Genomic DNA, 23,046 nt, shown 5'->3' on the forward strand with positions numbered 1-23,046 from the left:
TTTCGCACTGTGCTCTCCATATGCGAGGAACATCGGCAACGGGGAGAAGGGCGGCAAAATCGAAACCATCGCCTCGTGGCTGTAACAGGAGAAAATGGGTCACGCCAGATTCCATTGCTCTGTCGCGGATTTCCGAAAGCGTGAGATCCCAGTCATCGTCGGTAAGGCGTGCGCGCAGTTGGGCGGCTGAAATGGTCTCGGGCTTTCCGCGCTGATACCGCCAGCACAATCGGACTCGGGCCGAAATGCGTGTCCCTGAGGGGCTAGTCGCGCTGACGGTCTGTGATTCGGCCTCGCCTACCGGACGTCTGTTGTCGTCAACGGCAACGAAGCCCCTCGATTCAAGGAATGGCTTGACGAGATTTCGGCTACGTCGCTCTGCCTGGAGACTTTCTTGAGTGCGAAACTGTCGTGGCTTTGTTTTGGCGTCCATTGTGCTTTTCCCCATTATTGCAGGGTACGTATCGACCGGCAGGAACGCTCCGGACCTCAACTTTTTCTTGACTTGAGCCGATAGTAAATAGACTGCGTAATGCAGTACTTGTCAACTAAGAAAACGGAAAAAATCATGAAGAAGACACTCCTGTTTGCGGGCCTCCTGTCTGGCTCGGCAGCGGTGATGGCGGCAAACGTGGGCACACCGTCCATGACACTCTCGATCGAAACCCCTTCGGGGAAGCAAGAAGCGTTGGTGTCGACGCTCGCGCCTTCGGTCACCTCTAATGGCAGGACGATTAGCTACGCACGATCCTGCAAGGTGGATGGCAGCGGTAAGCCGAGCATCGAGCGTGCCACGGTTTTCGAAGGAACGACGGTCACAGTGCATCCCAAGCAAATCAACGATGGGACGCGCGTGATTGCGAACGTTGTCGCAGTCAACACGCGCCTTCGCAAGATGGACAAGGTGGAGCAGGGGGGCTGCTACATCGAGCTGCCGGACGTTGATAGCGCCAGCGCCGAGAGCCATTTCAACCTGGCCAGCGGCAAGTCGGAATCGATGTCGCTTAGTGGATCGAACGGAGCGTCCCTGAAGGTGACCGTTCAGCTGCCGTAACGAAGTCGAGGGGATGGCCGCACGAGCGGCCATCCAGCCGGATTTGCATGGCGACGACCAAGCTCGGCGAAATGGACACCAACCCTGCGCATTCACTGCGCATCAGGATCCGAGATTCTTTATGACAGACCTCCAAGTTGTTGAGCCGCAGCAGCTAGAGCTTGGCGTATCGTCAGGCATGCTGGAAGCATCTGCGGCCCTCTGCGCTTTGAAGATCACCCTTGACAGACATGCGCGCCGCTTTGTTGGTCAGGCCTACCTGAATGATTGGATGGGAGGACCGGGGACGTGCGCCTTTTGGGGTGACGAGTTCCTGGAGGTTGTAATCCCGTTCTTGAGGTGGGAGGATGGCCATAGCCGGCCTTTCCAGGCCTTTGTCGATCCCAGGTTCGTGTTGGGGGCGAGTATCAAGGGAAAACCGGAAGACATAGCTGCTGCTGAAGTCCCTAGCCGTATCAAGAAATATGCGGAAACGTTCGGTTCGATAGATAACGTCCACTACATCTGGTATCGCGCTTTGGGGATTCTCTGCGCGCACGAGGGAAAACACCGTGTCGCGTTCATGCGTGCCCACGACCAGCCTGCAATTGCTGCGTGGGTGAGTGAAGCGATGTACCCTGACGCAGACCGCATTACCATCGTTAAGCCAGATGAGGGGGAGGAATGGCTGGCGATATTGGATGGACGATACGTGCAAGTTCTCAGACGGCCAGAGGTATCGAGCGCGATGATGCGCGCTTATGGCGTGAAAGAAGCTCGCTGGCGCGAGCTCGTCGACATGCCCGACAAGGACCTAGTCATACAAGCCGTTCGTCAACGTAATTTTCATAACCAGCCCCGCAGTTCGGCTGAGGAAGACAGGGCTCTTGACCTTGATGAGCTCGCCCGCAAGGAGCGATCAGATGCGGAGTTGGTTTCCCGAACTATCCACGATATCGAACCCTTCAGGCTTGACTGGAAGCGCTACTGGTTTCCGGTCATTGCCTGCATGGTGGTAGGAATTCTTTTGAAGCTATTTGATAGTCCCAAGACCGATGAGCCAGCCCTGGTGTTGCTCGGTGTGGCCTGTGGATTAGCTGCGAGCATGTCGTTGCTCAAGTTTTGGGGACCACGCTCGGTGGCCGGGAGAAGCCGTGCATTTTGGCGACCTTAGGTAAGTGTCAACGCCAATCCGCTCGGCTCTGAGCCTTTCGCGATGGTGGCATGGCAATCACCCGATGAAGTGCTTCCACAAGAGATAGCCCGCCAATGCCAGTATGCCGAGCAGCACGCCAAGAATGCCATATTCACTTTGAATCGGCCGATTCCCTGATGACGGCGCCTTATCGCGCGTGTAATGGCGCTGAGCCCGCACGACGTCTTTGACTTCCTCGGAGGTTGGAAGGGCTATCCGGCTACGGGCGCTTCGCTGAGCTTCTCGTAGTGCAGCGATTTCGAGCTTAAGTTTCTCGATCTCCAAGGCGGTCTTCCGAGCTGACCATACTTGAATCAAGAAGCCGACGCTGCTTGCAGCGGAGGTCGCACCAGCTACGAACAAAATCCAGAAGTTTTCAACGGTCATGAATACCTGCGTGATGTACTAAGCCTCATGGTCGGACCTGGGCTGGTGAGCGTTGTGCTCCACGCGTTGTGTGTGGCGCAGGGCAGGGATCCGCCTATATGTCTGCGGTGTTCTCTGTTGATTTGCGCGTGCGTGGAGGCATGGGGTCTCCTCGTTTTCAGTGCAATAAGTGACGGTACGCAAAGCTAGCACTGGCGCGGGGGTGGTCTGGGTAGACCGTTGATTTCATTGACTTTCCTGTTCGCTTTGTAAACGGGTATGGTGGCCTCCCACTTTTGAGGTTCACGATGCAGGGTTGGCACACAACGTTTTTGGGGATGCGTGGGCTCCCCCGCGATATCAGCGACTTCGAGATGAAGGCATTTTTCACCTTCGATGGTGCCGAGCGCGACGCAATCAATGCACGCCGAGGTGATTCCCACAAGCTTGGTCTGGCGCTCCATATTGGTTTCCTGCGCATGAGTGGGCGTTTGCTCGGTGCCTTTCGGGTAATTCCAGTAGCCTTGTGGCGCCACCTTGGCAACGAGCTTGGCATTGCAGCACCAGAAGTCGCCTCGCTGAGAGCCATGTATGAACGCGGGCGCACGCTATTCGATCACCAACAAGTAGCCTGCACGGTCCTTGGATTCCAGTGGATGAGCGAGCACCAGCGCCGCTCACTGGTACGTGAACTGCGCGACGAAGTGGCGCGCTGCGCCGACCGCGATCAGCTACTCGTGCGGGCGCGTCAATGGCTGTACAAGAACAAGCTGGTGATCGTGCACGAGCGGGCAATTCGGACACTGATTGCGGCGGCACTTGCCCAGCTTGAAGTTGAAACAGGCACCGCCATCGCCGCCAGCGTTGATCCAGCAACACTTGATCGCTGGCGAGCCTCAGTTTCAGAGCTGCGCCCAGATGGACAAACCCAGCAGAGTTGGCTATGGTGTGCATAAGCAGCTTTCGTGATGCCGAAAGCGTGGGGATTTGAGCAAGAACGGTGATGGACGCTGGAGGGGTTCCCTCAGGGAGCGTGCATGCACGCGCCTGAGGGAAGATGTCGCCTTTATTGTGTCGAGCAATGAAGGAGACCTCAGCAGTGTGCCATGCCTTGCTACAAACGCCAGCGTTTTTTGCCCTGTTGCGCCGGATCGACGAAGACTTGATGAAGGTGGCGCGAGACAGGGGCTGCTGCCATTGCGGCTCTGTGCTGCACAGTGCCAACTATCCGCGTAAGCCGCGCGGATGCCCACCGGCAGCACACCCGGACTGCAATACGCGCCTGAGCCTGTGCTGTGCCGGATGCCGCAAACGCATGACGCCCGATTCGGTGCGCTTTCTCGGCCGGCGTGTCTGGCTGGCCATTGTCCTGGTACTGCGATCGAGCCGTGCCACTGGCGCCTGCCTGGACGGCCTGCCGGCGATCAGTTGGGCCACGCTCAAGCGCTGGCGTCAGTGGTGGACCGAGACCTTCCCCAAGACCCCCGTCGGTCGGTGGCTGCGTGGCCTCATCCCGCCAACGCCCGAGCCGTTCATCTATCCCGACTGCCTGCTGCAATCGGTCGAGCACGACAGCGAAGACGAGCGTCTGGCCGCGGTGTTGCTTCTGCTGCTGGGCCCGGCCTGACCACGCTGGCTGAGGGATGCGCCAGATAGGGGAATCTCCCGCAGAACATGTCGATGGCGGGTCACCCGCACTGCCCGTAGCCTGCTCCCGTTATCCCCCCAACGGAGAGTCATGTCACTATCGATTGATCATCGCAACCGATGGGCGCGCTTGCGCTTCTCGGTCATTGGCCCTTTGCTGGCTTCGCCGCCTGCCAAAGGAGAATTGCAGCAAGCGTTCCAGGCACTGGCCGCCAAGGTCTGGCGGCACCCCATCACCGGCGCCGACGTTCAGTTCGGCGCGTCTTCCATCGAACGCTGGTATTACCGGGCCCGTCACGTCCAGGATCCGGTCGATCAACTCAAGAACCGACTGCGCGACGATTGCGGCCACTTCGTCAGTCTGAGCCCAGCCATCATCGAAGCGCTGGTCGAGCAGTACCGTCAGCACCCCGGCTGGACCATGCAGTTGCATTACGACAACCTGCGCGTCGCGACCAAGGATGGCCCGGACACGCTGCCGTCCTACACCACGGTGTGCCGGTATCTGAAGGCGCAGGGTCTGGTGCGCAAGCCAACCCCGCGCTCGAGCACGGATGGGGCCATCGCTGCTGCGGCTCGCCGCGAGGCACGCGAGGTGCGTAGCTACGAGGTCGACCACGTGGCCGCGCTCTGGCACCTGGACTTCCACCATGGTTCGCGCAAGGTGCTCACCCCCGATGGGCAGTGGCACAAGCCGCTGCTGCTCTGCATTATGGACGACCATTCGCGGCTGGTCTGCCACCTGCAGTGGTTCCTCGACGAGACCACTGCCTCGCTGGTGCACGGCGTCTCGCAGGCGATCATGAAGCGAGGGCTGCCGCGGGCCATCATGACCGATAACGGCGCAGCCATGATGGCCGACGAGTTCGTCGAGGGGCTGGCCAGTCTGGGCATCCTGCACCAGACTACCTTGCCCTACAGCCCATACCAGAATGCCAAGCAGGAACGCTTCTGGGGACAGCTCGAGTCCCGGCTGATGGCCATGCTCGAAGGTGAGTCGCACCTCACCCTGGAGCAATTGAACCTCGCCACGCAGGCCTGGGTCGAGCAGGAATACCACCACAAGGAACACGCCGAACTCGAGGCGACGCCTCTGCAGCGCTACCTGTCCTGTGCCGACGTCTCGCGCCCCAGTCCCGAGGCGCTGGCCTTGCGCCGGGCCTTCCGTATCCGCCAGCATCGCCGCCAGCGCAGAACCGACGGCACCTTCACGTTGGACGGCGTGCGCTTCGAGATCCCCGGCGCTTACCGCCACCTCGAGCAAGTCTGCCTGAGCTACGCGCGCTGGGATCTCTCCCAAGTCGACCTGATCGATGCGCGCATCGGCGCGATCCTGGCCGCCGTGTTCCCGCTGGACAAGTCTGCCAATGCCGACGCACGGCGCGCGCATCTCACGGCCAAGGGTGCCTCGCCTGCTAACGAGGAACCCGCGCAGGCTGGCACTGCGCCGCTGCTGCGTCAGTTGCTCGCCGAACACGCCGCCACCGGCCTGCCGCCGGCCTATCTCCCACCCGCACCCACCAAGCTATGAATCAACCCAACCTGCTGGCCTTGTACGGTCTGAAGTTCAACCCCTTCGCCCAGGACATCCCCGTCGAGGCCGTGTTCGTGCCACCCAAGCTCGATCACTTCTGCTGGCGCATTGAGAACGGTATGGCCCGCGAAGGCGGCTTCGCCATGGTGCATGGCGACCCCGGTTGCGGCAAGAGCGTCACGCTGCGCCTGCTCCATCAGCGCCTCATGCGCGTCCCCGATCTGATGGTCGGCTCGATCGCTCACCCACAGAGCAATCTGGCGGACTTCTATCGCGAGCTCAGCGACATCTTTACCGTACCGCTCAAGCCCCACAATCGCTGGGGCGGCTTCAAGGCGCTGCGCGAGCGCTGGCTCACCCACATGGAGGCCAGCCGCCGCCGCTGCGTGCTGCTCATCGATGAAGCCCAGGAGATGGCGGTGCCAGCCCTCTCGGAACTGCGCCTGCTCGCACAGGCACGCTTCGACTCGCAATTGCTGCTGTGCGTGGTGCTTGCCGGCGACGCTCGCCTGCCGGAGAAGTTCAGCCGCGAGGACCTGATCCCGCTGGGCAGCCGCATCCGCTGCCGTCTGGCGCTGGAGAGTGCGAGCATCGACGAGCTGCAGGCCTGCCTGGACCACTTGCTGGCCGCCGCCGGCAACGCCACCCTGATGACCATGCCATTGCGCCAGACCCTGTGTGAGCACGCCGCCGGCAATTACCGCATCCTGATGAACCTGGCGGGCGAGCTTCTGGCCCAGGCCGCGCAGCGGGAGCTACCGCAGATCGACGAGAAGCTCTATCTGGAAACCTACAGCGCAACCCTGAACCGCCGCGCCAGGCGGTGAGTGGCGCCGTTGGCCATCGCCGCCACGTCCATCAACACAACGACGACATCACCATGACCTTCCACCAGCCATCCGGCATCGCCCAGGGGCTGCCCCTGCTCATTGATGCCAACTGGACGCCCGCGCAGGCCTGGGCTGTGATCGAATTGCTCGACGATCTGCGCGACCGTCTGCATGCTCACTATCAATTGGCCTTGGCCCAGTGGCTGGCCGAAGATCGGCAGGAGCATCCTGATGGCCTTGGCGATCTCGCAGATAACGACTTCTGATCCAGTAACAAGGGGCCCGCCGGGCCCCTTGTTACATCAGTGCCGCTGCTCCGCATCCGGTCCACCGCGATAGATCGCCACGTCCATCAGCGTTGCCCGACGGCACGCAACATTGGTGATGGACGGTGCCGCAGCCGACCATCAATTACCGTGCTCGCGCATCCATCGAATCTCGTGCTCACGCACATATGGGCTGCACCGGCGAAACACTCAACCCGCCAAATCAGCGAGGTACTGGAGCGCATCGACCTGCTTTACACGCTGGACGTTCATAAGCACCTGGCAGACATCCCCGATCTCATCTTGCGCCGCTACGCGCGCCGACTTGTCTCCAGGCCGCCCTCAGCCGGAGCCAAGATCAAAGAGCCAGCGCGCACCGTGGAGGTCGCATGCTTTCTTCGGTATTGCCTGTTCACCACCACAGACCAGTTGATCCTTATGGTGCAGCGCCGGATCGCCGATCTGTGGCGTCAGGCTGCCGCCGATGTCCCCGCTACCGTCAATTGGGCCGCAATGTACAAAACGCTGCTCGGCGAACTTGTTGCCTTGAGCGCGCAAGGTGCGGTGCCAGATGCTGAGTTGCGTGCCCGTCTTGAAGCCTTGATCACCGAAACCCAGAAACGCAAACCACCGAGCAGGGCCTCCCTGGTCCGCGAGGGATTGATTGATGGAATTCGCCCCGTGCGGTCGTTGCTCGTCGCCATTGCAAAGCTGCCCTGGCAGGCCACCGGCGAGCATCCTGCCATCGAGTACCTTGCCAAGCTGCAAGCTTTATATCTCAAAGGATCCAGAAAGCTGCCAGTTGAAGTGGTGGCACCAAGTCTGGGAATGATCTGGCAGGTTTCGATCTCCAGCCCAGACCGGGAACGGGCGTTTCAGGCGTTGGAGGTGGCCACCCTGTTTGCCCTGCGCCGCGCGGTGCGCAATGGCTCGGTCTGGATTGAGCACAGCCTGAGCTTTCGGGGTCGTGCGCGCTTGTTCTTCACGGACGAGCGTTGGCAGGCAGAGTCCAAGAAACACTATGCCCGTCTATCGTTACCCAGCAAGGCTGCCACTTTCTTGAAGCCTTTGCTGGCCAGAGTAACTGCCGGTGTCGATGCGGTGGCCGCTGCAGCCCGCAGTGGCGTACTGCGCGTGGATGATGAACTCCATTTGTCGCCATTGCCCGCAGAGGACGAAGACCCAGAAGTGACCAAGCTGCGCGCGGCTTTGGATCACCGCATCGGTGAGGTTCAATTGCCGGAAGTGATTCTGGCCGTTGACGCCCAGGTGCGCTTTAGCTGGATCATGCTCGGACGTGAGCCGCGCTCTACCGACGAGCTGCTGATGGTCTATGCCGGCATCATGGCCCACGGCACCAGTCTGACTGCGGTCGAATGCGCGCGCATGATTCCGCAATTGTCTGCCACCAGCATTCGCCAGGCCATGCGCTGGGCGCGGGACGAACGGCGTCTGAGCCAGGCCTGCCAGGCTGTGCTGGAATTCATGCAGCGACACCCGATTGCCGCCACCTGGGGGCGGTCCGATTTGGCATCTTCTGACATGATGAGCATGGAGACCACCAAACGGGTGTGGCAAGCCCGGCTTGATCCTCGGCGCAACACACCTTCCATTGGAATCTACTCCCATGTAAAAGACCGGTGGGGCATCTTCCATGCGCAGCCCTTTGTGCTCAATGAGCGCCAGGCGGGCGTGGCCATTGAAGGTGTCATCCGCCAAGAAAAGCTGGAGACCAGCCAGCTTGCTGTGGATACCCATGGCTACACCGACTTTGCCATGTCACATGCCCGTTTGCTTGGTTTTGATCTTTGCCCGCGGTTGAAGGAACTCAAACAGCGCCACCTCTTTGTGCCACGCGGCACCAAAGTGCCCGCAGAAATCGCTGCGGTGTGCGAAGCCAATGTCGACGTCGCTTTGATCGAAAAGCATTGGGATAGTCTGGTGCACCTGGCAGCCTCGGTCATGAGCGGACATGCCAGTGCGGTGGCAGCTCTTGCGCGGTTCGGTTCTGCCGCCCAGGGCGATCCAATCTATGAGGCTGGCGTGCAATTGGGGCGGTTGCTGCGTACGGCGTTTTTGGCTGACTACTTTGTCAAGGACGCTTTCAGGAACGAGTTGCGCCGGGTGCTCAATCGGGGCGAGGCTGTTAACGCCCTCAAGCGCGCCATTTATACCGGCCGGATCAGCCCGGCGCAGGCCAAACGTGTCGATGAAATGCAGGCTGTGGCCGATGCGTTGAGCCTGATGGCCAACATCGTGATGGCGTGGAATACCTCACAGATGCAGGCGGTCCTGGATCGCTGGTCGAACCGCCGCCAGGTCATTCCACCGGAACTGATCGGGAAGATTGCGCCCACCAGGCTGGAGAGCATCAACTTGCGGGGTGTGTTTCGCTTCCCGGTTGACCGCTATGCTGACCAAATCCTGCCTTCGCGGCCAAATGCATCGATAACTGGCACCAATGGATGAAACCGACCACGGTTTGACGCCACGAATCGCAGATTTGAAAGTGAACAGGAAAGTCAATGAAATCAACGATCTACCAACACCACCTCCGCGCCAGTGCTAGCTTTTCGTACCGTCACTTATTGGGGTTCTAAGCCGGAACCGCCGAAAATTCCGTCAGCCGATCAACGTGGCTTGTCCCGCGCCCGGTCGATGGGGTAGACCCAACAGTCGTGTCACTAGCCGCCATTTCGATCACGGCAATGCCAGCCGGACGTCACGTCCAGATTGTTCCGGTCTGGATGAGGCCGACTGACGTCTCGGATGACGGGTGGCATACAACTGCTGTGAGTCCTGCAGGGGGGCAGCTGCCTGACCGGACGGCGAGCATCAGCCCATCTCATGTATTAGTCATGTCAGCTTTGACACTGCGCACGCGACGGCACCCGACCCGTTGCAGACCCCCAGACATATGGAAAGCTGACGCTCAACGTGGAGTTAGCCGGCGCGGCGCGGCTTCATCGCGCAGCGTCCGTGTTGATGGATGGGTTAGAACTCTCTGGGGCACACATTTGAGAAAGACTATTTTTCAGCCAACGCAAAACCCGCGTTGCCAGATGCAACCACTGAGACAAATACAAACGGCACTGGACTAGTATTTAGAGCGCCATGCACTTGGCCAGGTTTTGCTATGGCAATATCTCCAGCCTTTAGATGAGCGACTTTGCCGCCTCCTTGGTAATACTCAGCCTCTCCAGAGATAACCGTCCAAGTATCTTGGCCGTCCGGGTGAACATGAGCGGTTATTTCTTGCCCAGGATGGGCATGCCAAACAACAACTGCTGAGTCCTTGGTTTCCAGAACCACTGAACGAATTGGTTCGCCGTCAGACGGACGAATATATTCTGTTACCGAAAATATTCTTGATTCCATTTCCATATCCACTCCAAAAATCAATTTGGCTTGAGAAGTTATTACAGAACAACTGTATCCGAGAGTTCTACGTTGCCGATAACCGGCCCGAAACGGCGGCGCAACGCGCCGCTGTTGGGGGTCCGTGTTCATCGGCGGGTTAGACCTGTGCTTGCGTAAGACGAATATCGACTTCTCGGTCGACGTATTTCCATTCCTCTGACGCACGCAGTTCGGAAAGCAGCCTGTTGAACTCAACCTCATGAATTGGCGCGTATTCGAACCAATTCAGAAAATCGAACGGTTCATTCTCTGAGAGGTCGCGGCAGTGGTGGAGCTTGCGCGCTACTGCAGGCAAATACTGAAGCCCGATTTGGACGTGCTTCGACTGTTCGAAAACGCTCCGGCGTTCGTCTTGCGTGAGCTCCCACCAAGCTGCGTTCTTCCGGATCGGTATTAGCGCACCGCACGTTGCTTCTGGGCGCGCCAGACCTTGCTGCTTCGCTACAATTTCATTCTTCTCTGCGCGCATGACATATCGTTCATTGCTGGTTATTCCACGAAGTATCCAGGGTGCATTGGTTTCAGACTGCAACTCTGAAGCGGATACGACGTTGAGCCTTTTGGCTTCAGGCAGGGGCTCGCCAACTCTCGTTTCGGCCCTGACAATCCGCCAAGGGCCAATGTCTGCGCCGACGAAAGCAAATAATCGTGTATCCATTTCAATCTTTCATGTGTGAATGTTTTAACTCTTGCAGCTTCGAAGAACCTATCTGCCGATCCCGTGCTTGTGCATCATCGCCTCCGCGCAACTGCGACGACCGCCCGCAGCAATCACATTGAACTTTCGAATCGAAACTGCTGAAGCGAACCTACGCGGACGTACGGCCGCAGTCTGTGCGCTGCCGGACGGAGCGCTGCCAATTTGCGCCTACTGGCAGGCTGTGAGTGCGCGGATGGGCCAGCGACCTCCCTTCATAGAGGGAGCGAAGCAGGTCAGAGACACTATTGAACGTCCGCTACCGGGAAGATGCTTGACCGTCCGCAACTGGCCGCCTGCCGCCGACCGCGGTCTGGCTCGAAAGCAGTCTGTCAACGCGCCGTTTCATTGTTGCCATGATCATATCTTAATCGCGCACAGGCGGCCACAGGCGGGCAGTATGAACCAGCGTCAGTATCCACACCGTTTCGCCGTCGATCTGATACACCAGGCGATAGCTTTCGTGCGGGATCAACTCGCGGGTCCCGGGAATCTTTCCCGGCTTGCCCAGCATGGGGTGCTGGATCAAGCGGGCGGCCGCGTCGCTGAAAATCTCATCCATCCGGGCCGCCGCGCGCGGATTGTCGGCTGCGATGTAGTCCCACACATCGGCACGGTCTTGCTGCGCTTCGGGCGTCCAAACAACCCTCACGCCTGGCTCGCCACACTGGCACGCCGTGCGGCGAATTCGGCCTCAACTTCATCGTTCGACCGCCCCAATCCAGCGCGCATCGAAGCCCGGCCGGCTTCGACCTTGCGGCGCAGGAACTCGTCGTACTCGCGCGACTCGCGCTGGCGCTGAACGAACTCGCGCATCAGCTCGCGCAGCACTTGCGACGCCGGGCGATGGGCCGCCTCGGCTTCGGCCATAAACTCGGCGCGCAACTCAGGCTCCAGCTTCATCGTGAAAACGGCTTGTTTTGACATGATCGGGGCCTCCTGCCACTTGATACTAACAAAGTATATACGCCGTCATTACTAAGCGCTATTCACAGAACGCTGCAAGGCGGGCGTGCGCTAGGCCAAGGCCTGTCGGAAAACATTTGTTTTTCGACAGGCCTTCAACGGTCCTCTGCACCAACCTCCGAGTGGCCGCAAAATTGTGCGGAAAACTCTGTCGCCAGACGCTACCATACGGAAACCTCGTCTTAATGGTTTTCCGCTTATGTTGGTAGGTTACATGCGCGTGTCGTCGGACTCCGACCGCCAGAGCACGAACTTGCAGCGCGATGCGCTGCTCGCCGTCGGCGTCGATGCGCGGCATCTGTTCGAGGATCATGCTTCCGGCGCGAAGGACGACCGCGCGGGCCTGGCGCGGGCGCTCGAATTCGTTCGCCCTGGCGACGTGTTGGTCGTGTGGAAGCTCGACCGGCTCGGCCGTTCGTTGTCGCACTTGCTCGCCATCGTGACCTCGCTCAAGAAAAAGCAGGTGGCGTTCCGCTCGCTGACGGAGAACCTGGATACCACGACGCCCTCGGGCGAGTTTCTGTTCCAGGGGTCGTCTCAGAAAACGGAAAATAAAGCACGCTAAGGCATAGCCGAACCTGCCAAGCTTGCTCCACCCTGTAGTGACGCGATCAGCGGGCAGGAAACGTTCCCCCTTCGCGCATGGCAGGCGCACACCAACTCAGACAGCACGGCCTCCATGCGCGCCAGGTCAGCCATTTTCTCGCGCACGTCCTTGAGCTTGTGCTCGGCCAGACTGCTGGCTTCCTCGCAATGGGTGCCATCCTCCAGCCGCAGCAGCTCGGCGATCTCATCCAGGCTGAAGCCCAGCCGCTGGGCTGATTTCACGAAGCGCACCCGCGTTACATCCGCCTCGCCATAGCGGCGGATGCTGCCATAGGGCTTGTCAGGCTCCAGCAACAAGCCCTTGCGCTGATAGAAACGGATGGTCTCCACATTGACCCCGGCCGCCTTGGCGAAAACGCCAATGGTCAGGTTCTCCAAATTGTTTTCCATATCGCTTGACTCCGTACATGAGTACGGAAGTAAGGTTACGCTATCCAATTTCAATTCGAAAGGACAAGCGCATGTCTGAACCAAAAACCGGGCGCGGCGCGCTCTTCACTGGAGGGCTTGCCGCCATCCTCGCCTCGGCTTGCTGCCTCGGGCCGTTGGTTCTGATCGCCTTGGGGTTCAGCGGCGCTTGGATCGGCAACTTGGCGGTGTTGGATCCCTATCGCCCCATCTTTATCGGCGTGGCGCTGGTGGCGTTGTTCTTCGCCTGGCGGCGCATCTACCGGCAGGCAGCGGCCTGCAAACCGGGTGAGGTCTGCGCGATTCCCCAAGTGCGAGCTACTTACAAGCTCATTTTCTGGATCGTGGCCGCGCTGGTTCTGGTCGCGCTCGGATTTCCCTACGTCATGCCATTTTTCTACTGATCGGAGTTCACCATGAAGAAACTGTTTGCCTCCCTCGCCCTCGCCGCCGTTGTTGCCCCCGTCTGGGCCGCCACCCAGACCGTCACGCTGTCCGTACCGGGCATGACCTGCTCCGCCTGCCCGATCACTGTCAAGAAGGCGATTTCCAAGGTCGAAGGCGTCAGCAAAGTTGACGTGACTTTCGAGACACGCCAAGCGGTCGTCACCTTCGACGATGCCAAGACCAGCGTGCAGAAGCTGACCAAGGCAACCGCAGACGCGGGCTATCCGTCCAGCGTCAAGCAGTGAGTCACTGAAAACGGCACCGCAGCACAACGGACGTCATTGTCTGGCGCCACAAACGATAAAGGATCTGTTGCATGACCCATCTAAAAATCACCGGCATGACTTGCGACTCGTGCGCGGCGCACGTCAAGGAAGCGCTGGAAAAAGTGCCAGGCGTGCAGTCGGCGCTGGTGTCCTATCCGAAGGGCACAGCGCAACTCGCCATCGTGCCGGGCACATCGCCGGACGCGCTGACTGCCGCCGTGGCCGGACTGGGCTACAAGGCAACGCTAGCCGATGCGCCACTGGCGGACAACCGCGTCGGACTGCTCGACAAGGTGCGGGGATGGATGGCCGCCGCCGAAAAGCACAGTGGCAACGAGCCCCCGGTGCAGGTAGCGGTCATTGGCAGCGGTGGAGCCGCGATGGCGGCGGCGCTGAAGGCCGTCGAGCAAGGCGCGCAGGTCACGCTGATCGAGCGCGGCACCATCGGCGGCACCTGCGTCAATGTCGGCTGTGTGCCGTCCAAGATCATGATCCGCGCCGCCCACATCGCCCATCTGCGCCGGGAAAGCCCGTTCGATGGCGGTATTGCGGCAACTGTGCCTACGATTGACCGCAGTAAGCTGCTGGCCCAGCAGCAGGCCCGCGTCGACGAACTGCGGCACGCCAAGTACGAAGGCATCCTGGGCGGTAATCCGGCCATCACCGTTGTGCACGGTGAGGCGCGCTTCAAGGACGACCAGAGCCTTACCGTCCGTTTGAACGAGGGTGGCGAGCGCGTCGTGATGTTCGACCGCTGCCTGGTCGCCACGGGTGCCAGCCCGGCGGTCCCGCCGATTCCGGGCTTGAAAGAGTCACCCTACTGGACTTCCACCGAGGCCCTGGCGAGCGACACCATTCCCGAACGCCTTGCCGTAATCGGCTCGTCGGTGGTGGCGCTGGAGCTGGCGCAAGCCTTTGCCCGGCTGGGCAGCAAGGTCACGGTCCTGGCGCGCAATACCTTGTTCTTCCGTGAAGACCCGGCCATCGGCGAGGCGGTGACAGCCGCTTTCCGTGCCGAGGGCATCGAGGTGCTGGAGCACACGCAAGCCAGCCAGGTCGCCCATATGGACGGTGAATTCGTGCTGACCACCACGCACGGTGAATTGCGCGCCGACAAACTGCTGGTTGCCACCGGTCGGACACCGAACACGCGCAGCCTCGCGCTGGACGCAGCGGGGGTCACTGTCAATGCGCAAGGTGCCATCGCCATCGACCAAGGCATGCGCACGAGCAACCCGAACATCTACGCGGCCGGCGACTGCACCGACCAGCCGCAGTTCGTCTATGTGGCGGCAGCGGCCGGCACCCGTGCCGCGATCAACATGACCGGCGGCGATGCGGCGCTCGACCTGACCGCAATGCCGGCCGTGGTGTTCACCGATCCGCAAGTGGCGACCGTGGGCTACAGCGAGGCGGAAGCCCACCACGACGGGATCGAGACCGACAGCCGCACCTTGACCTTGGACAACGTGCCGCGTGCGCTCGCCAACTTCGACACACGCGGCTTCATCAAGTTGGTTATCGAGGAAGGCAGCCATCGGCTGATCGGCGTACAGGCGGTCGCGCCGGAAGCGGGTGAACTGATCCAGACGGCGGCTCTGGCCATTCGCAACCGCATGACGGTGCAGGAACTGGCCGACCAGTTGTTCCCCTACCTGACGATGGTCGAGGGGTTGAAGCTCGCGGCGCAGACCTTCAACAAGGATGTGAAGCAGCTTTCCTGCTGCGCCGGGTGAGAAAAAGGAGGTGTTCAATGAACGCCTACACGGTGTCCCGGCTGGCTCTTGATGCCGGGGTGAGCGTGCATATCGTGCGCGACTACCTGCTGCGCGGATTGCTGCGCCCGGTGGCGTGCACACCAGGCGGCTACGGCTTGTTCGATGACGCCGCCTTGCAACGGCTGTGCTTCGTGCGGGCGGCCTTCGAGGCGGGCATCGGCCTCGACGCGCTGGCGCGGCTGTGCCGGGCGCTGGATGCGGCGGACGGCGACGAAGCGGCCGCGCAGCTTGCCCTGCTGCGTCAGTTCGTCGAGCGTCGGCGCGAAGCGTTGGCCGATCTGGAAGTGCAGTTGGCCACCCTGCCGACCGAGCCGGCACAGCACGCGGAGAGTCTGCCATGAACAACCCCGAGCGCTTGCCGTCCGAGACGCACAAACCGATCACCGGCTACCTGTGGGGCGGACTGGCTGTGCTGACTTGCCCCTGCCACCTGCCCATCCTCGCTGTCGTGCTGGCCGGCACAACCGCCGGTGCTTTCCTCGGCGAGCATTGGGTCATCGCGGCGCTCGGTTTGACCGGCCTGTTCCTTCTGTCCCTGTCGCGGGCGTTGCGGGCATTCAGGGAAAGAGAATGAGCGCTTTCCGGCCGGATGGATGGACGACGCCGGAACTGGCCCAAGCGGTCGAGCGCGGGCAGCTTGAACTGCACTACCAGCCCGTCGTCGATCTGCGCAGTGGTGGGATTGTCGGCGCGGAAGCCCTGTTGCGCTGGCGTCATCCGACGCTTGGACTATTGCCACCGGGCCAGTTCCTGCCCGTGGTCGAATCGTCCGGCCTGATGCCTGAAATCGGCGCTTGGGTGCTGGGCGAAGCCTGCCGCCAGATGCGTGACTGGCGAATGCTGGCATGGCGACCGTTCCGGCTGGCCGTCAATGTTTCGGCGAGCCAAGTGGGACCGGACTTCGACGGGTGGGTAAAGGGCGTGCTGGCTGATGCCGAGTTGCCCGCCGAGTATCTCGAAATCGAGCTGACCGAATCGGTCGCGTTTGGTGATCCGGCGATCTTCCCCGCCCTGGACGCCTTGCGGCAGATCGGTGTGCGCTTCGCCGCCGATGACTTCGGGACGGGGTATTCCTGTCTGCAACATCTGAAGTGCTGCCCAATCAGCACGCTCAAGATCGACCAATCGTTTGTCGCCGGGCTCGCCAACGACCGCCGCGACCAAACCATCGTGCACACCGTGATTCAGCTTGCGCACGGGCTGGGCATGGATGTGGTGGCTGAAGGCGTGGAAACATCGGCGAGTCTTGATCTATTGCGACAAGCGGACTGCGACACAGGACAAGGCTTCCTGTTCGCGAAGCCAATGCCGGCGGCGGCATTCGCCGTCTTCGTCAGTCAATGGAGGGGTGCCACCATGAATGCAAGTGACTCGACCACCACCAGTTGCTGCGTGTGCTGCAAGGAAATCCCGCTCGATGCCGCCTTCACCCCGGAAGGCGCGGAATACGTCGAGCACTTCTGCGGGTTGGAGTGTTATCAACGCTTCGAAGCGCGTGCCAAGACAGGGAACGAAACCGATGCCGATCCGAACGCCTGCGACTCGCTACCGTCAGATTGAGGCATACCCTAACCGGATGTCAGGGTAGACTGCCTCACAACGTCAGAATAGAGTCGGTTGTGTTATTTATTGACACTAGCTGAAAAAGGTCATAGATTTCTTCCTGACATTTTCGTCCAGGGAGGCATCTTGCAGGGTCAACGCATCGGCTACGTCCGGGTCAGCAGCTTCGACCAGAACCCGGAACGGCAACTTGAACACGTCGAAGTCGGCAAGGTGTTCACCGACAAGGCGTCGGGCAAGGACACCCAGCGGCCCGAGCTTGATTCGCTGCTGGCCTTCGTGCGCGAAGGCGACACCGTGGTGGTTCACAGCATGGATCGCTTGGCGCGCAACCTCGATGACTTGCGCCGCCTCGTGCAAAAGCTCACCAAGCGCGGCGTGCGCATCGAGTTCGTCAAGGAGAGCCTGACCTTCACCGGCGAGGATTCGCCGATGGCGAACCTGATGCTGTCGGTCATGGGGGCGTTCGCTGAATTCGAGCGGGCCTTGATCCGCGAGCGGCAGAGGGAAGGCATCGCGCTCGCCAAGCAACGCGGAGCCTACCGGGGCCGCAAGAAAGCGCTGTCGCCCGAACAGGTAGCCGATCTGCGGCAGCGGGCCGCCGCCGGCGAACAAAAAGCGAAGCTGGCCCGCGAGTTTGGTGTCAGCCGGGAGACCCTGTATCAATACTTGAGAGCGGATCAGTAAATATGCCACGTCGTTCCATTCTGTCCGCCGCCGAGCGGGAAAGCCTGTTGGCGTTGCCGGATACCAAGGACGACTTGATCCGATACTACACGTTCAGCGATACCGACCTCTCCATCATCCGGCAACGGCGCGGGCCTGCGAACCGCTTGGGCTTTGCAGTTCAGCTCTGCTACCTGCGCTTTCCCGGCATCCTCCTTGGCGTCGATGAGCCGCCGTTTCCGCCCTTGCTGAAACTGGTCGCCGACCAGCTCAAGGTCAGTGTCGAAAGCTGGGGCGAGTACGGGCAGCGGGAGCAGACCCGGCGCGAGCATCTGGTCGAGTTGCAAACGGTGTTCGGCTTCCAGCCCTTCACCATGAGCCACTACCGGCAGGCCGTCCACACGCTGACCGAGCTGGCCATGCAAACCGACAAGGGCATTGTGCTGGCCAGCGCCTTGATCGAGCATCTGCGGCGGCAGTCGGTCATTCTGCCTGCCCTCAACGCCGTCGAGCGGGCGAGCGCCGAAGCGATCACCCGCGCCAACCGGCGCATCTACTACGCCTTGGCCGAACCACTGTCGGACGCGCATCGCCGCCGCCTCGACGATCTGCTCAAGCGCCGGGACAACGGCAAGACGACTTGGCTGGCCTGGCTGCGCCAGTCACCCGTCAAGCCCAATTCGCGGCATATGCTGGAGCACATCGAACGACTCAAGGCATGGCAGGCGCTCGATCTGCCTACCGGCATCGAGCGGCTGATCCACCAAAACCGGCTGCTCAAGATCGCCCGCGAGGGCGGCCAGATGACACCCGCCGACCTGGCCAAGTTCGAGGCGCAGCGGCGCTACGCGACCCTGGTGGCGCTCGCCATTGAAGGCATGGCCACCGTCACCGACGAAATCATCGACCTGCACGACCGCATCCTGGGCAAGCTGTTCAACGCCGCCAAGAACAAGCATCAGCAGCAGTTCCAGGCGTCCGGCAAGGCGATCAACGCCAAGGTGCGGCTGTTCGGGCGTATCGGTCAGGCACTGATCGAGGCCAAGCAATCGGGCCGCGATCCGTTTGCCGCCATCGAGGCCGTCATGTCCTGGGACGCCTTCGCCGAGAGCGTCACCGAAGCGCAGAAGCTCGCGCAGCCCGAGGACTTCGATTTCCTGCACCGCATCGGCGAGAGCTACGCCACGCTGCGTCGCTACGCGCCGGAATTCCTCGCCGTGCTCAAGCTGCGGGCCGCGCCCGCTGCCAAGGATGTGCTGGAGGCCATCGAAGTGCTGCGCAACATGAACAGCGACAACGCCCGCAAGGTGCCCGCCGACGCGCCAACCGATTTCATCAAGCCGCGCTGGCAGAAGCTGGTGATGACCGACACCGGCATCGATCGGCGCTACTACGAACTGTGCGCGCTGTCGGAGATGAAAAACGCCCTGCGCTCCGGCGACATCTGGGTGCAGGGATCGCGCCAGTTCAAGGACTTCGAGGACTACCTGGTGCCACCCGCGAAATTCGCCAGCCTCAAGCAGGCCAGCGAATTGCCGCTGGCCGTGGCCACCGATTGCGACCAGTACCTGCATGACCGGCTGACGCTGCTGGAAACGCAGCTCGCCACCGTCAACCGCATGGCGCTGGCCAACGAGCTGCCGGACGCCATCATCACGGAGTCGGGCCTGAAGATCACGCCGCTCGATGCGGCGGTGCCCGACACCGCGCAGGCGCTGATCGACCAGACAGCAATGATCCTGCCGCACGTCAAGATCACCGAACTGCTGCTGGAGGTAGACGAATGGACAGGCTTCACCCGGCACTTCGCGCACCTGAAATCGGGCGACCTGGCCAAGGACAAGAACCTGCTGCTGACCACGATCCTGGCCGACGCCATCAACCTGGGTCTGACCAAGATGGCGGAGTCCTGCCCCGGAACGACCTACGCCAAGCTCGCCTGGCTCCAAGCCTGGCATACCCGCGACGAAACCTATTCGTCGGCGCTGGCCGAACTGGTCAATGCGCAGTTCCGGCATCCCTTCGCCGAGCACTGGGGCGACGGCACCACGTCATCGTCGGACGGCCAGAATTTCCGAACCGGCAGCAAGGCCGAGAGCACTGGCCACATCAACCCGAAATATGGCAGCAGTCCTGGGCGGACTTTCTACACCCACATCTCCGACCAGTACGCGCCATTCCACACCAAGGTGGTCAATGTCGGCGTGCGCGACTCGACCTATGTGCTCGACGGCTTGCTGTACCACGAGTCCGACCTGCGCATCGAGGAGCACTACACCGATACGGCAGGATTCACCGATCATGTATTTGGCCTGATGCACCTGCTGGGCTTCCGCTTTGCGCCGCGCATCCGCGACCTGGGCGACACCAAGCTGTTCATCCCCAAGGGCGACACCGTCTACGACGCGCTCAAGCCGATGATTAGCAGCGACAGACTGAACATCAAGGCTATTCGCGCCCATTGGGATGAAATTCTACGGCTGGCCACGTCGATCAAGCAGGGCACGGTGACGGCTTCGCTGATGCTGCGCAAGCTCGGCAGCTATCCGCGCCAGAACGGCCTGGCCGTGGCCCTGCGCGAGCTGGGGCGTATCGAGCGCACGCTGTTCATCCTGGATTGGTTGCAAAGCGTGGAGCTGCGCCGTCGCGTGCACGCTGGGCTGAACAAGGGCGAAGCCCGCAATGCGCTGGCCCGCGCCGTGTTCTTCAACCGTCTGGGTGAAATCCGCGACCGCAGCTTTGAGCAGCAGCGCTACCGTGCCAGCGGCCTCAACCTGGTGACGGCGGCCGTCGTGCTATGGAACACGGTCTATCTGGAACGGGCTGCGCACGCGCTGCGGGGCAACGGCCACGCCGTCGATGACGCGCTGTTGCAGTACCTGTCGCCGCTCGGCTGGGAGCACATCAACCTGACCGGCGATTACCTCTGGCGCAGCAGCGCCAAGATCGGCGCGGGCAAGTTCAGGCCGCTGCGGCCGTTGCAACCTGCTTAGCGTGCTTTATTTTCCGTTTTCTGAGACGACCCCATCACGAACGACCCGAGCTACGCATGGGTCGAGTAACGATCTGCTTGGCGGCCTTGGCCATGATCGGCGCTTCGCTGGGCACAGCCCATGCCTTTACGAAATGCCAGCGCGCCAGCCGAGTGTTGTACACGCAGGATCTGTACTGCCCAACAGGTTATTCTCCGGTTGCCAGCACTGCCGTCGGGACGGTCTCTACTATCGGCAAAAGTGAAGGCGTGCGCCGGCAAGAGCAGGAGTATCTCGAGGCGCGCGCGAGCACGTCTCGCGCGGGGGCGCAGAACGCCACTGCTACCACGTCCGTACAGGCCCAGCCACAGGCCGTTGCATGCGATGCGCTCGCCGAGCAGGCCAGGGCCGTTGAAGCTTCGATGCGACGCCCCAACCCATCGTCGTGGCAAGACAACCTGCGCCAGCAGCACCGCGTGATCCGCGACCAACAGTACCGGATGGGATGCTAGGATTCCGAAGGTCTGAGTATCGATTGATCGCGTCGCACAGTGAAACAAGCCAGTCCCAAAACGTCGCAGCGCGCGGCGGCCGCCCTTACCAGGCTTCGCGCCGCCGCCACACTGCAAGGCTTCGTCTGTCACGCGACGACATGGCACAGCGTCAGTGCCAAGATTCTCCTTGAATGCGCCAGTGGGCATCGCTTCGAGCGCGCCGCATACGGCGTCCTATACAAGGCCTCCGGTTGCCCTGAATGCAATCGCGCCAACGTCGCAGCGAAGTTCCACAAGCTCGTGGCCGCACGCGGCGGCCAGTGCCTGAACGACGGCGGATTTTTGGGTGGAGCAGCGATACACCGGATACGCTGCGAAAAAGGCCATGAATGGACGCCAGAGGGCCGAAGCGTATTGGCGGGCTATTGGTGTCCTCGTTGCGCTGGAAAGCCCACGATTTCCACCCCGCAACCGAAAGCGTCAAAGTACGGTCTGATCGACCTCCACAGAAAGGCCGCCGAGCACGGTGGAAAGTGCTTTGCAGCCGTGTGGAAGACTGGTCGCGATCATTACCCGTTCGAATGCGCGGCCGGCCACCGGTGGGAAGCGATGGGCTACAAGGTTCTCAAACAGGGGAACTGGTGCCGAGCATGCACGGATGCCAGACTTGGGGAAAGGCGTACCGATGCCGAGGGCTTAGCGCGCATACAGAAGGCCGCTCACGAGCAAGGCGGCCGATGTTTGAGCACCGCCTATCATGGAACGGCCGCGACCTACCGGTTCCTCTGCAAGGCTGGCCACGAATGGGATGCACTCGGCAACAACGTCCTCCAGGGAGGCTGGTGCCGGCGTTGCCGCAACGAGGGACAAAAGCTGGGCATCGAAGCCATGCACGCCGTGGCACGGGAGCGCGGCGGCAAATGTCTCTCCGAAACCTACCGCACCGGCAAAGCGAAGCTCAAGTGGGAATGCCATCGTGGCCACGTATGGGACGCAACCCCGTCCGGGGTAAAGGCTGGCCACTGGTGCCCGTCATGCGCGATTCTCAACACCATCGCGCCAAAGAATCAGCACAAACGCCGGCGCTACGAGGCCGCAGCAAAGGCCGCAGACTAGCAATTCCTATTGCACGAAACGCGGCCTTCTCGCTAAGCTATTTCGGTCCGGCCAGATGCCGACATTTTCGAAACAGGAGCTCCATGGCAACAAAGAAGACGGCCGCCCCGAAGACAGCGGCCAAGAAACCGGCAGCGCCGGCGAAGAAGGCTGCACCAGCAGCAAAGAAGGCAGCTGCCGCGCCCGTGGCCAAGCCGATCAAGGATACGTTCAACAAGTCGAGCCTGCTCGCCCACCTGGTGACGCAGACTGAGTTGGACAAGAAAACCGTTCAGACGGTGCTTGCCCATCTGGAGAACACCATCGCCAGCGCCATTCACAAAAAGGGGGCCGGTGAGTTCACGTTCCCGGGACTGTTCAAGGTGTCGGCCATCCAGGTGCCTGCGACCAAGAAGCGCTTCGGCCGGAACCCCTTCACTGGCGCTGATCAATGGTTCGCCGCGAAGCCGGCCTCGGTGAAGGTGAAGGTCCGTCCGTTGAAGAAGCTGAAAGACGCGGCTCTGTAATACCGCTGCCTATCAAGCAAAAAGGCCTGGCACATTGCCAGGCCTTTTCATTTGGAGCAGGGGTCCCTTTGATTTCCCTGCACATTACCGGGGTAGCCGCCCCTAGTCTCCACGCGGGGTTCCGGCCAGCGCTCGCCTGATACCCCAGTCAAATCAGTCATTGCTGACTGGTCCTTTGCTCCGTCCCCTGAACCTAGATTGGCCTCTCAGCCCCCGGTAGCGTGCCGGCAAGCCCGTGCGGCGCGCTGTTTCGGCAAGATAATTAGATTT

Annotated in this window: 23 protein-coding genes and 3 pseudogenes; 20 read left to right on the forward strand and 6 right to left on the reverse strand. The window is 61.1% G+C overall.

Annotated elements, in window-relative coordinates; translation table 11 throughout:
* The first annotated feature begins 568 nt into the window (after nt 1–568).
* Nucleotides 569–1,054: a hypothetical protein gene (locus RMET_RS30940; protein ID WP_029306746.1), complete on the forward strand. Its 486-nt coding sequence runs from the start codon at nt 569–571 to the stop codon at nt 1,052–1,054.
* A 121-nt stretch (nt 1,055–1,175) separates the two neighbouring features.
* Nucleotides 1,176–2,207, forward strand: a complete 1,032-nt coding sequence (locus RMET_RS30945; protein WP_150982636.1) for a hypothetical protein — start codon at nt 1,176–1,178, stop codon at nt 2,205–2,207.
* Between the two features lie 57 nt (nt 2,208–2,264).
* Here RMET_RS30945 and RMET_RS30950 read toward each other — a convergent pair whose 3' ends face one another.
* On the reverse strand, nt 2,265–2,615 hold the full coding sequence (locus tag RMET_RS30950; RefSeq protein ID WP_011514926.1) for a hypothetical protein: 351 nt from the start codon (nt 2,613–2,615) through the stop codon (nt 2,265–2,267).
* Nucleotides 2,616–2,902: 287 nt separating this feature from the next.
* Here RMET_RS30950 and RMET_RS30955 point away from each other — a divergent pair.
* From RMET_RS30955 to RMET_RS30980, 6 genes and pseudogenes are all read left to right on the forward strand, one after another.
* Nucleotides 2,903–3,547: pseudogene (locus RMET_RS30955) on the forward strand (DUF4158 domain-containing protein); the annotation flags it as partial.
* A 128-nt stretch (nt 3,548–3,675) separates the two neighbouring features.
* Nucleotides 3,676–4,221, forward strand: coding sequence for a transposase (locus RMET_RS33375; RefSeq protein ID WP_124682078.1), 546 nt, complete (start codon nt 3,676–3,678; stop codon nt 4,219–4,221).
* Between the two features lie 111 nt (nt 4,222–4,332).
* Complete coding sequence (locus RMET_RS30965; protein WP_008651549.1) at nt 4,333–5,772, forward strand: IS481 family transposase; 1,440 nt, start codon at nt 4,333–4,335, stop codon at nt 5,770–5,772.
* Complete coding sequence (locus RMET_RS30970; RefSeq protein ID WP_008651548.1) at nt 5,769–6,602, forward strand: ExeA family protein; 834 nt, start codon at nt 5,769–5,771, stop codon at nt 6,600–6,602. The genes RMET_RS30965 and RMET_RS30970 overlap by 4 nt, the downstream gene beginning before the upstream one ends.
* 53 nt (nt 6,603–6,655) lie before the next feature.
* The gene (locus RMET_RS30975; RefSeq protein WP_011229369.1) at nt 6,656–6,871 is read left to right on the forward strand and encodes a hypothetical protein; all 216 of its coding nucleotides are present in this window, start codon (nt 6,656–6,658) and stop codon (nt 6,869–6,871) included.
* Nucleotides 6,872–7,054: 183 nt separating this feature from the next.
* A pseudogene (locus RMET_RS30980) lies at nt 7,055–9,340 on the forward strand (Tn3-like element IS1071 family transposase); the annotation flags it as partial.
* A gap of 558 nt (nt 9,341–9,898) precedes the next feature.
* On the opposite strand, the gene RMET_RS33380 reads toward RMET_RS30980, so the two are convergent.
* The 4 genes from RMET_RS33380 to RMET_RS30995 form a co-directional block, all read right to left on the reverse strand.
* A complete protein-coding gene (locus tag RMET_RS33380; protein WP_012435589.1) occupies nt 9,899–10,255 on the reverse strand; it encodes a cupin domain-containing protein in 357 nt (118 codons plus the stop codon).
* Nucleotides 10,256–10,388: 133 nt separating this feature from the next.
* Nucleotides 10,389–10,949: a chlorite dismutase family protein gene (locus tag RMET_RS30985; RefSeq protein ID WP_011514928.1), complete on the reverse strand. Its 561-nt coding sequence runs from the start codon at nt 10,947–10,949 to the stop codon at nt 10,389–10,391.
* Nucleotides 10,950–11,355: 406 nt separating this feature from the next.
* Nucleotides 11,356–11,640 carry a type II toxin-antitoxin system RelE/ParE family toxin gene (locus RMET_RS30990; protein WP_011342942.1) on the reverse strand — a complete coding sequence of 95 codons (285 nt, stop codon included), beginning with the start codon at nt 11,638–11,640 and terminating at the stop codon, nt 11,356–11,358.
* Nucleotides 11,637–11,915: a hypothetical protein gene (locus RMET_RS30995; RefSeq protein ID WP_011342941.1), complete on the reverse strand. Its 279-nt coding sequence runs from the start codon at nt 11,913–11,915 to the stop codon at nt 11,637–11,639. The genes RMET_RS30990 and RMET_RS30995 overlap by 4 nt, the downstream gene beginning before the upstream one ends.
* A 238-nt stretch (nt 11,916–12,153) precedes the next feature.
* On the opposite strand from RMET_RS30995, the pseudogene RMET_RS31000 reads away from it, so the two are divergent.
* A pseudogene (locus RMET_RS31000) lies at nt 12,154–12,483 on the forward strand (recombinase family protein); the annotation flags it as partial.
* Nucleotides 12,484–12,515: 32 nt separating this feature from the next.
* On the opposite strand, the gene RMET_RS31005 reads toward RMET_RS31000, so the two are convergent.
* Nucleotides 12,516–12,950 (reverse strand): mercury resistance transcriptional regulator MerR, encoded by a 435-nt coding sequence (locus tag RMET_RS31005; RefSeq protein ID WP_003131969.1) that lies wholly within the window; start codon nt 12,948–12,950, stop codon nt 12,516–12,518.
* Nucleotides 12,951–13,021: 71 nt separating this feature from the next.
* Between RMET_RS31005 and merT the strand changes: the two genes are divergently transcribed.
* The 11 genes from merT to RMET_RS31060 all read left to right on the forward strand — a co-directional run bounded on the left by merT (nt 13,022) and on the right by RMET_RS31060 (nt 22,776).
* Complete coding sequence (gene merT, locus RMET_RS31010) at nt 13,022–13,372, forward strand: mercuric ion transporter MerT (RefSeq protein ID WP_006224622.1); 351 nt, start codon at nt 13,022–13,024, stop codon at nt 13,370–13,372.
* A gap of 12 nt (nt 13,373–13,384) precedes the next feature.
* Nucleotides 13,385–13,660, forward strand: coding sequence for a mercury resistance system periplasmic binding protein MerP (gene merP, locus RMET_RS31015; protein ID WP_003131987.1), 276 nt, complete (start codon nt 13,385–13,387; stop codon nt 13,658–13,660).
* Between the two features lie 71 nt (nt 13,661–13,731).
* On the forward strand, nt 13,732–15,417 hold the full coding sequence (merA, locus tag RMET_RS31020; RefSeq protein WP_003158917.1) for a mercury(II) reductase: 1,686 nt from the start codon (nt 13,732–13,734) through the stop codon (nt 15,415–15,417).
* Between the two features lie 17 nt (nt 15,418–15,434).
* Entirely contained in the window at nt 15,435–15,800 is a 366-nt protein-coding gene (merD, locus tag RMET_RS31025; protein ID WP_000995360.1) for a mercury resistance co-regulator MerD, read from the forward strand.
* Nucleotides 15,797–16,033 (forward strand): broad-spectrum mercury transporter MerE, encoded by a 237-nt coding sequence (merE, locus tag RMET_RS31030; RefSeq protein WP_003132004.1) that lies wholly within the window; start codon nt 15,797–15,799, stop codon nt 16,031–16,033. The genes merD and merE overlap by 4 nt, the downstream gene beginning before the upstream one ends.
* A complete protein-coding gene (locus RMET_RS31035) occupies nt 16,030–17,019 on the forward strand; it encodes a DUF3330 domain-containing protein (RefSeq protein ID WP_003132006.1) in 990 nt (329 codons plus the stop codon). Before merE ends, RMET_RS31035 begins: the two co-directional genes overlap by 4 nt.
* Nucleotides 17,020–17,148: 129 nt before the next feature.
* Nucleotides 17,149–17,709: a recombinase family protein gene (locus tag RMET_RS31040; RefSeq protein ID WP_011239984.1), complete on the forward strand. Its 561-nt coding sequence runs from the start codon at nt 17,149–17,151 to the stop codon at nt 17,707–17,709.
* Nucleotides 17,710–17,711: 2 nt separating this feature from the next.
* Complete coding sequence (locus RMET_RS31045) at nt 17,712–20,681, forward strand: Tn3 family transposase (protein ID WP_011239983.1); 2,970 nt, start codon at nt 17,712–17,714, stop codon at nt 20,679–20,681.
* 56 nt (nt 20,682–20,737) lie between these two features.
* Complete coding sequence (locus RMET_RS31050; protein ID WP_011514870.1) at nt 20,738–21,172, forward strand: hypothetical protein; 435 nt, start codon at nt 20,738–20,740, stop codon at nt 21,170–21,172.
* A 39-nt stretch (nt 21,173–21,211) separates the two neighbouring features.
* Nucleotides 21,212–22,270, forward strand: coding sequence for a hypothetical protein (locus tag RMET_RS31055; RefSeq protein WP_011514871.1), 1,059 nt, complete (start codon nt 21,212–21,214; stop codon nt 22,268–22,270).
* 83 nt (nt 22,271–22,353) lie between these two features.
* On the forward strand, nt 22,354–22,776 hold the full coding sequence (locus RMET_RS31060; protein ID WP_011239982.1) for an HU family DNA-binding protein: 423 nt from the start codon (nt 22,354–22,356) through the stop codon (nt 22,774–22,776).
* The last annotated feature ends 270 nt before the right edge of the window (nt 22,777–23,046 follow it).

This window comes from Cupriavidus metallidurans CH34 (assembly GCF_000196015.1).
GTDB classification, from domain to species: Bacteria; Pseudomonadota; Gammaproteobacteria; order Burkholderiales; family Burkholderiaceae; genus Cupriavidus; species Cupriavidus metallidurans.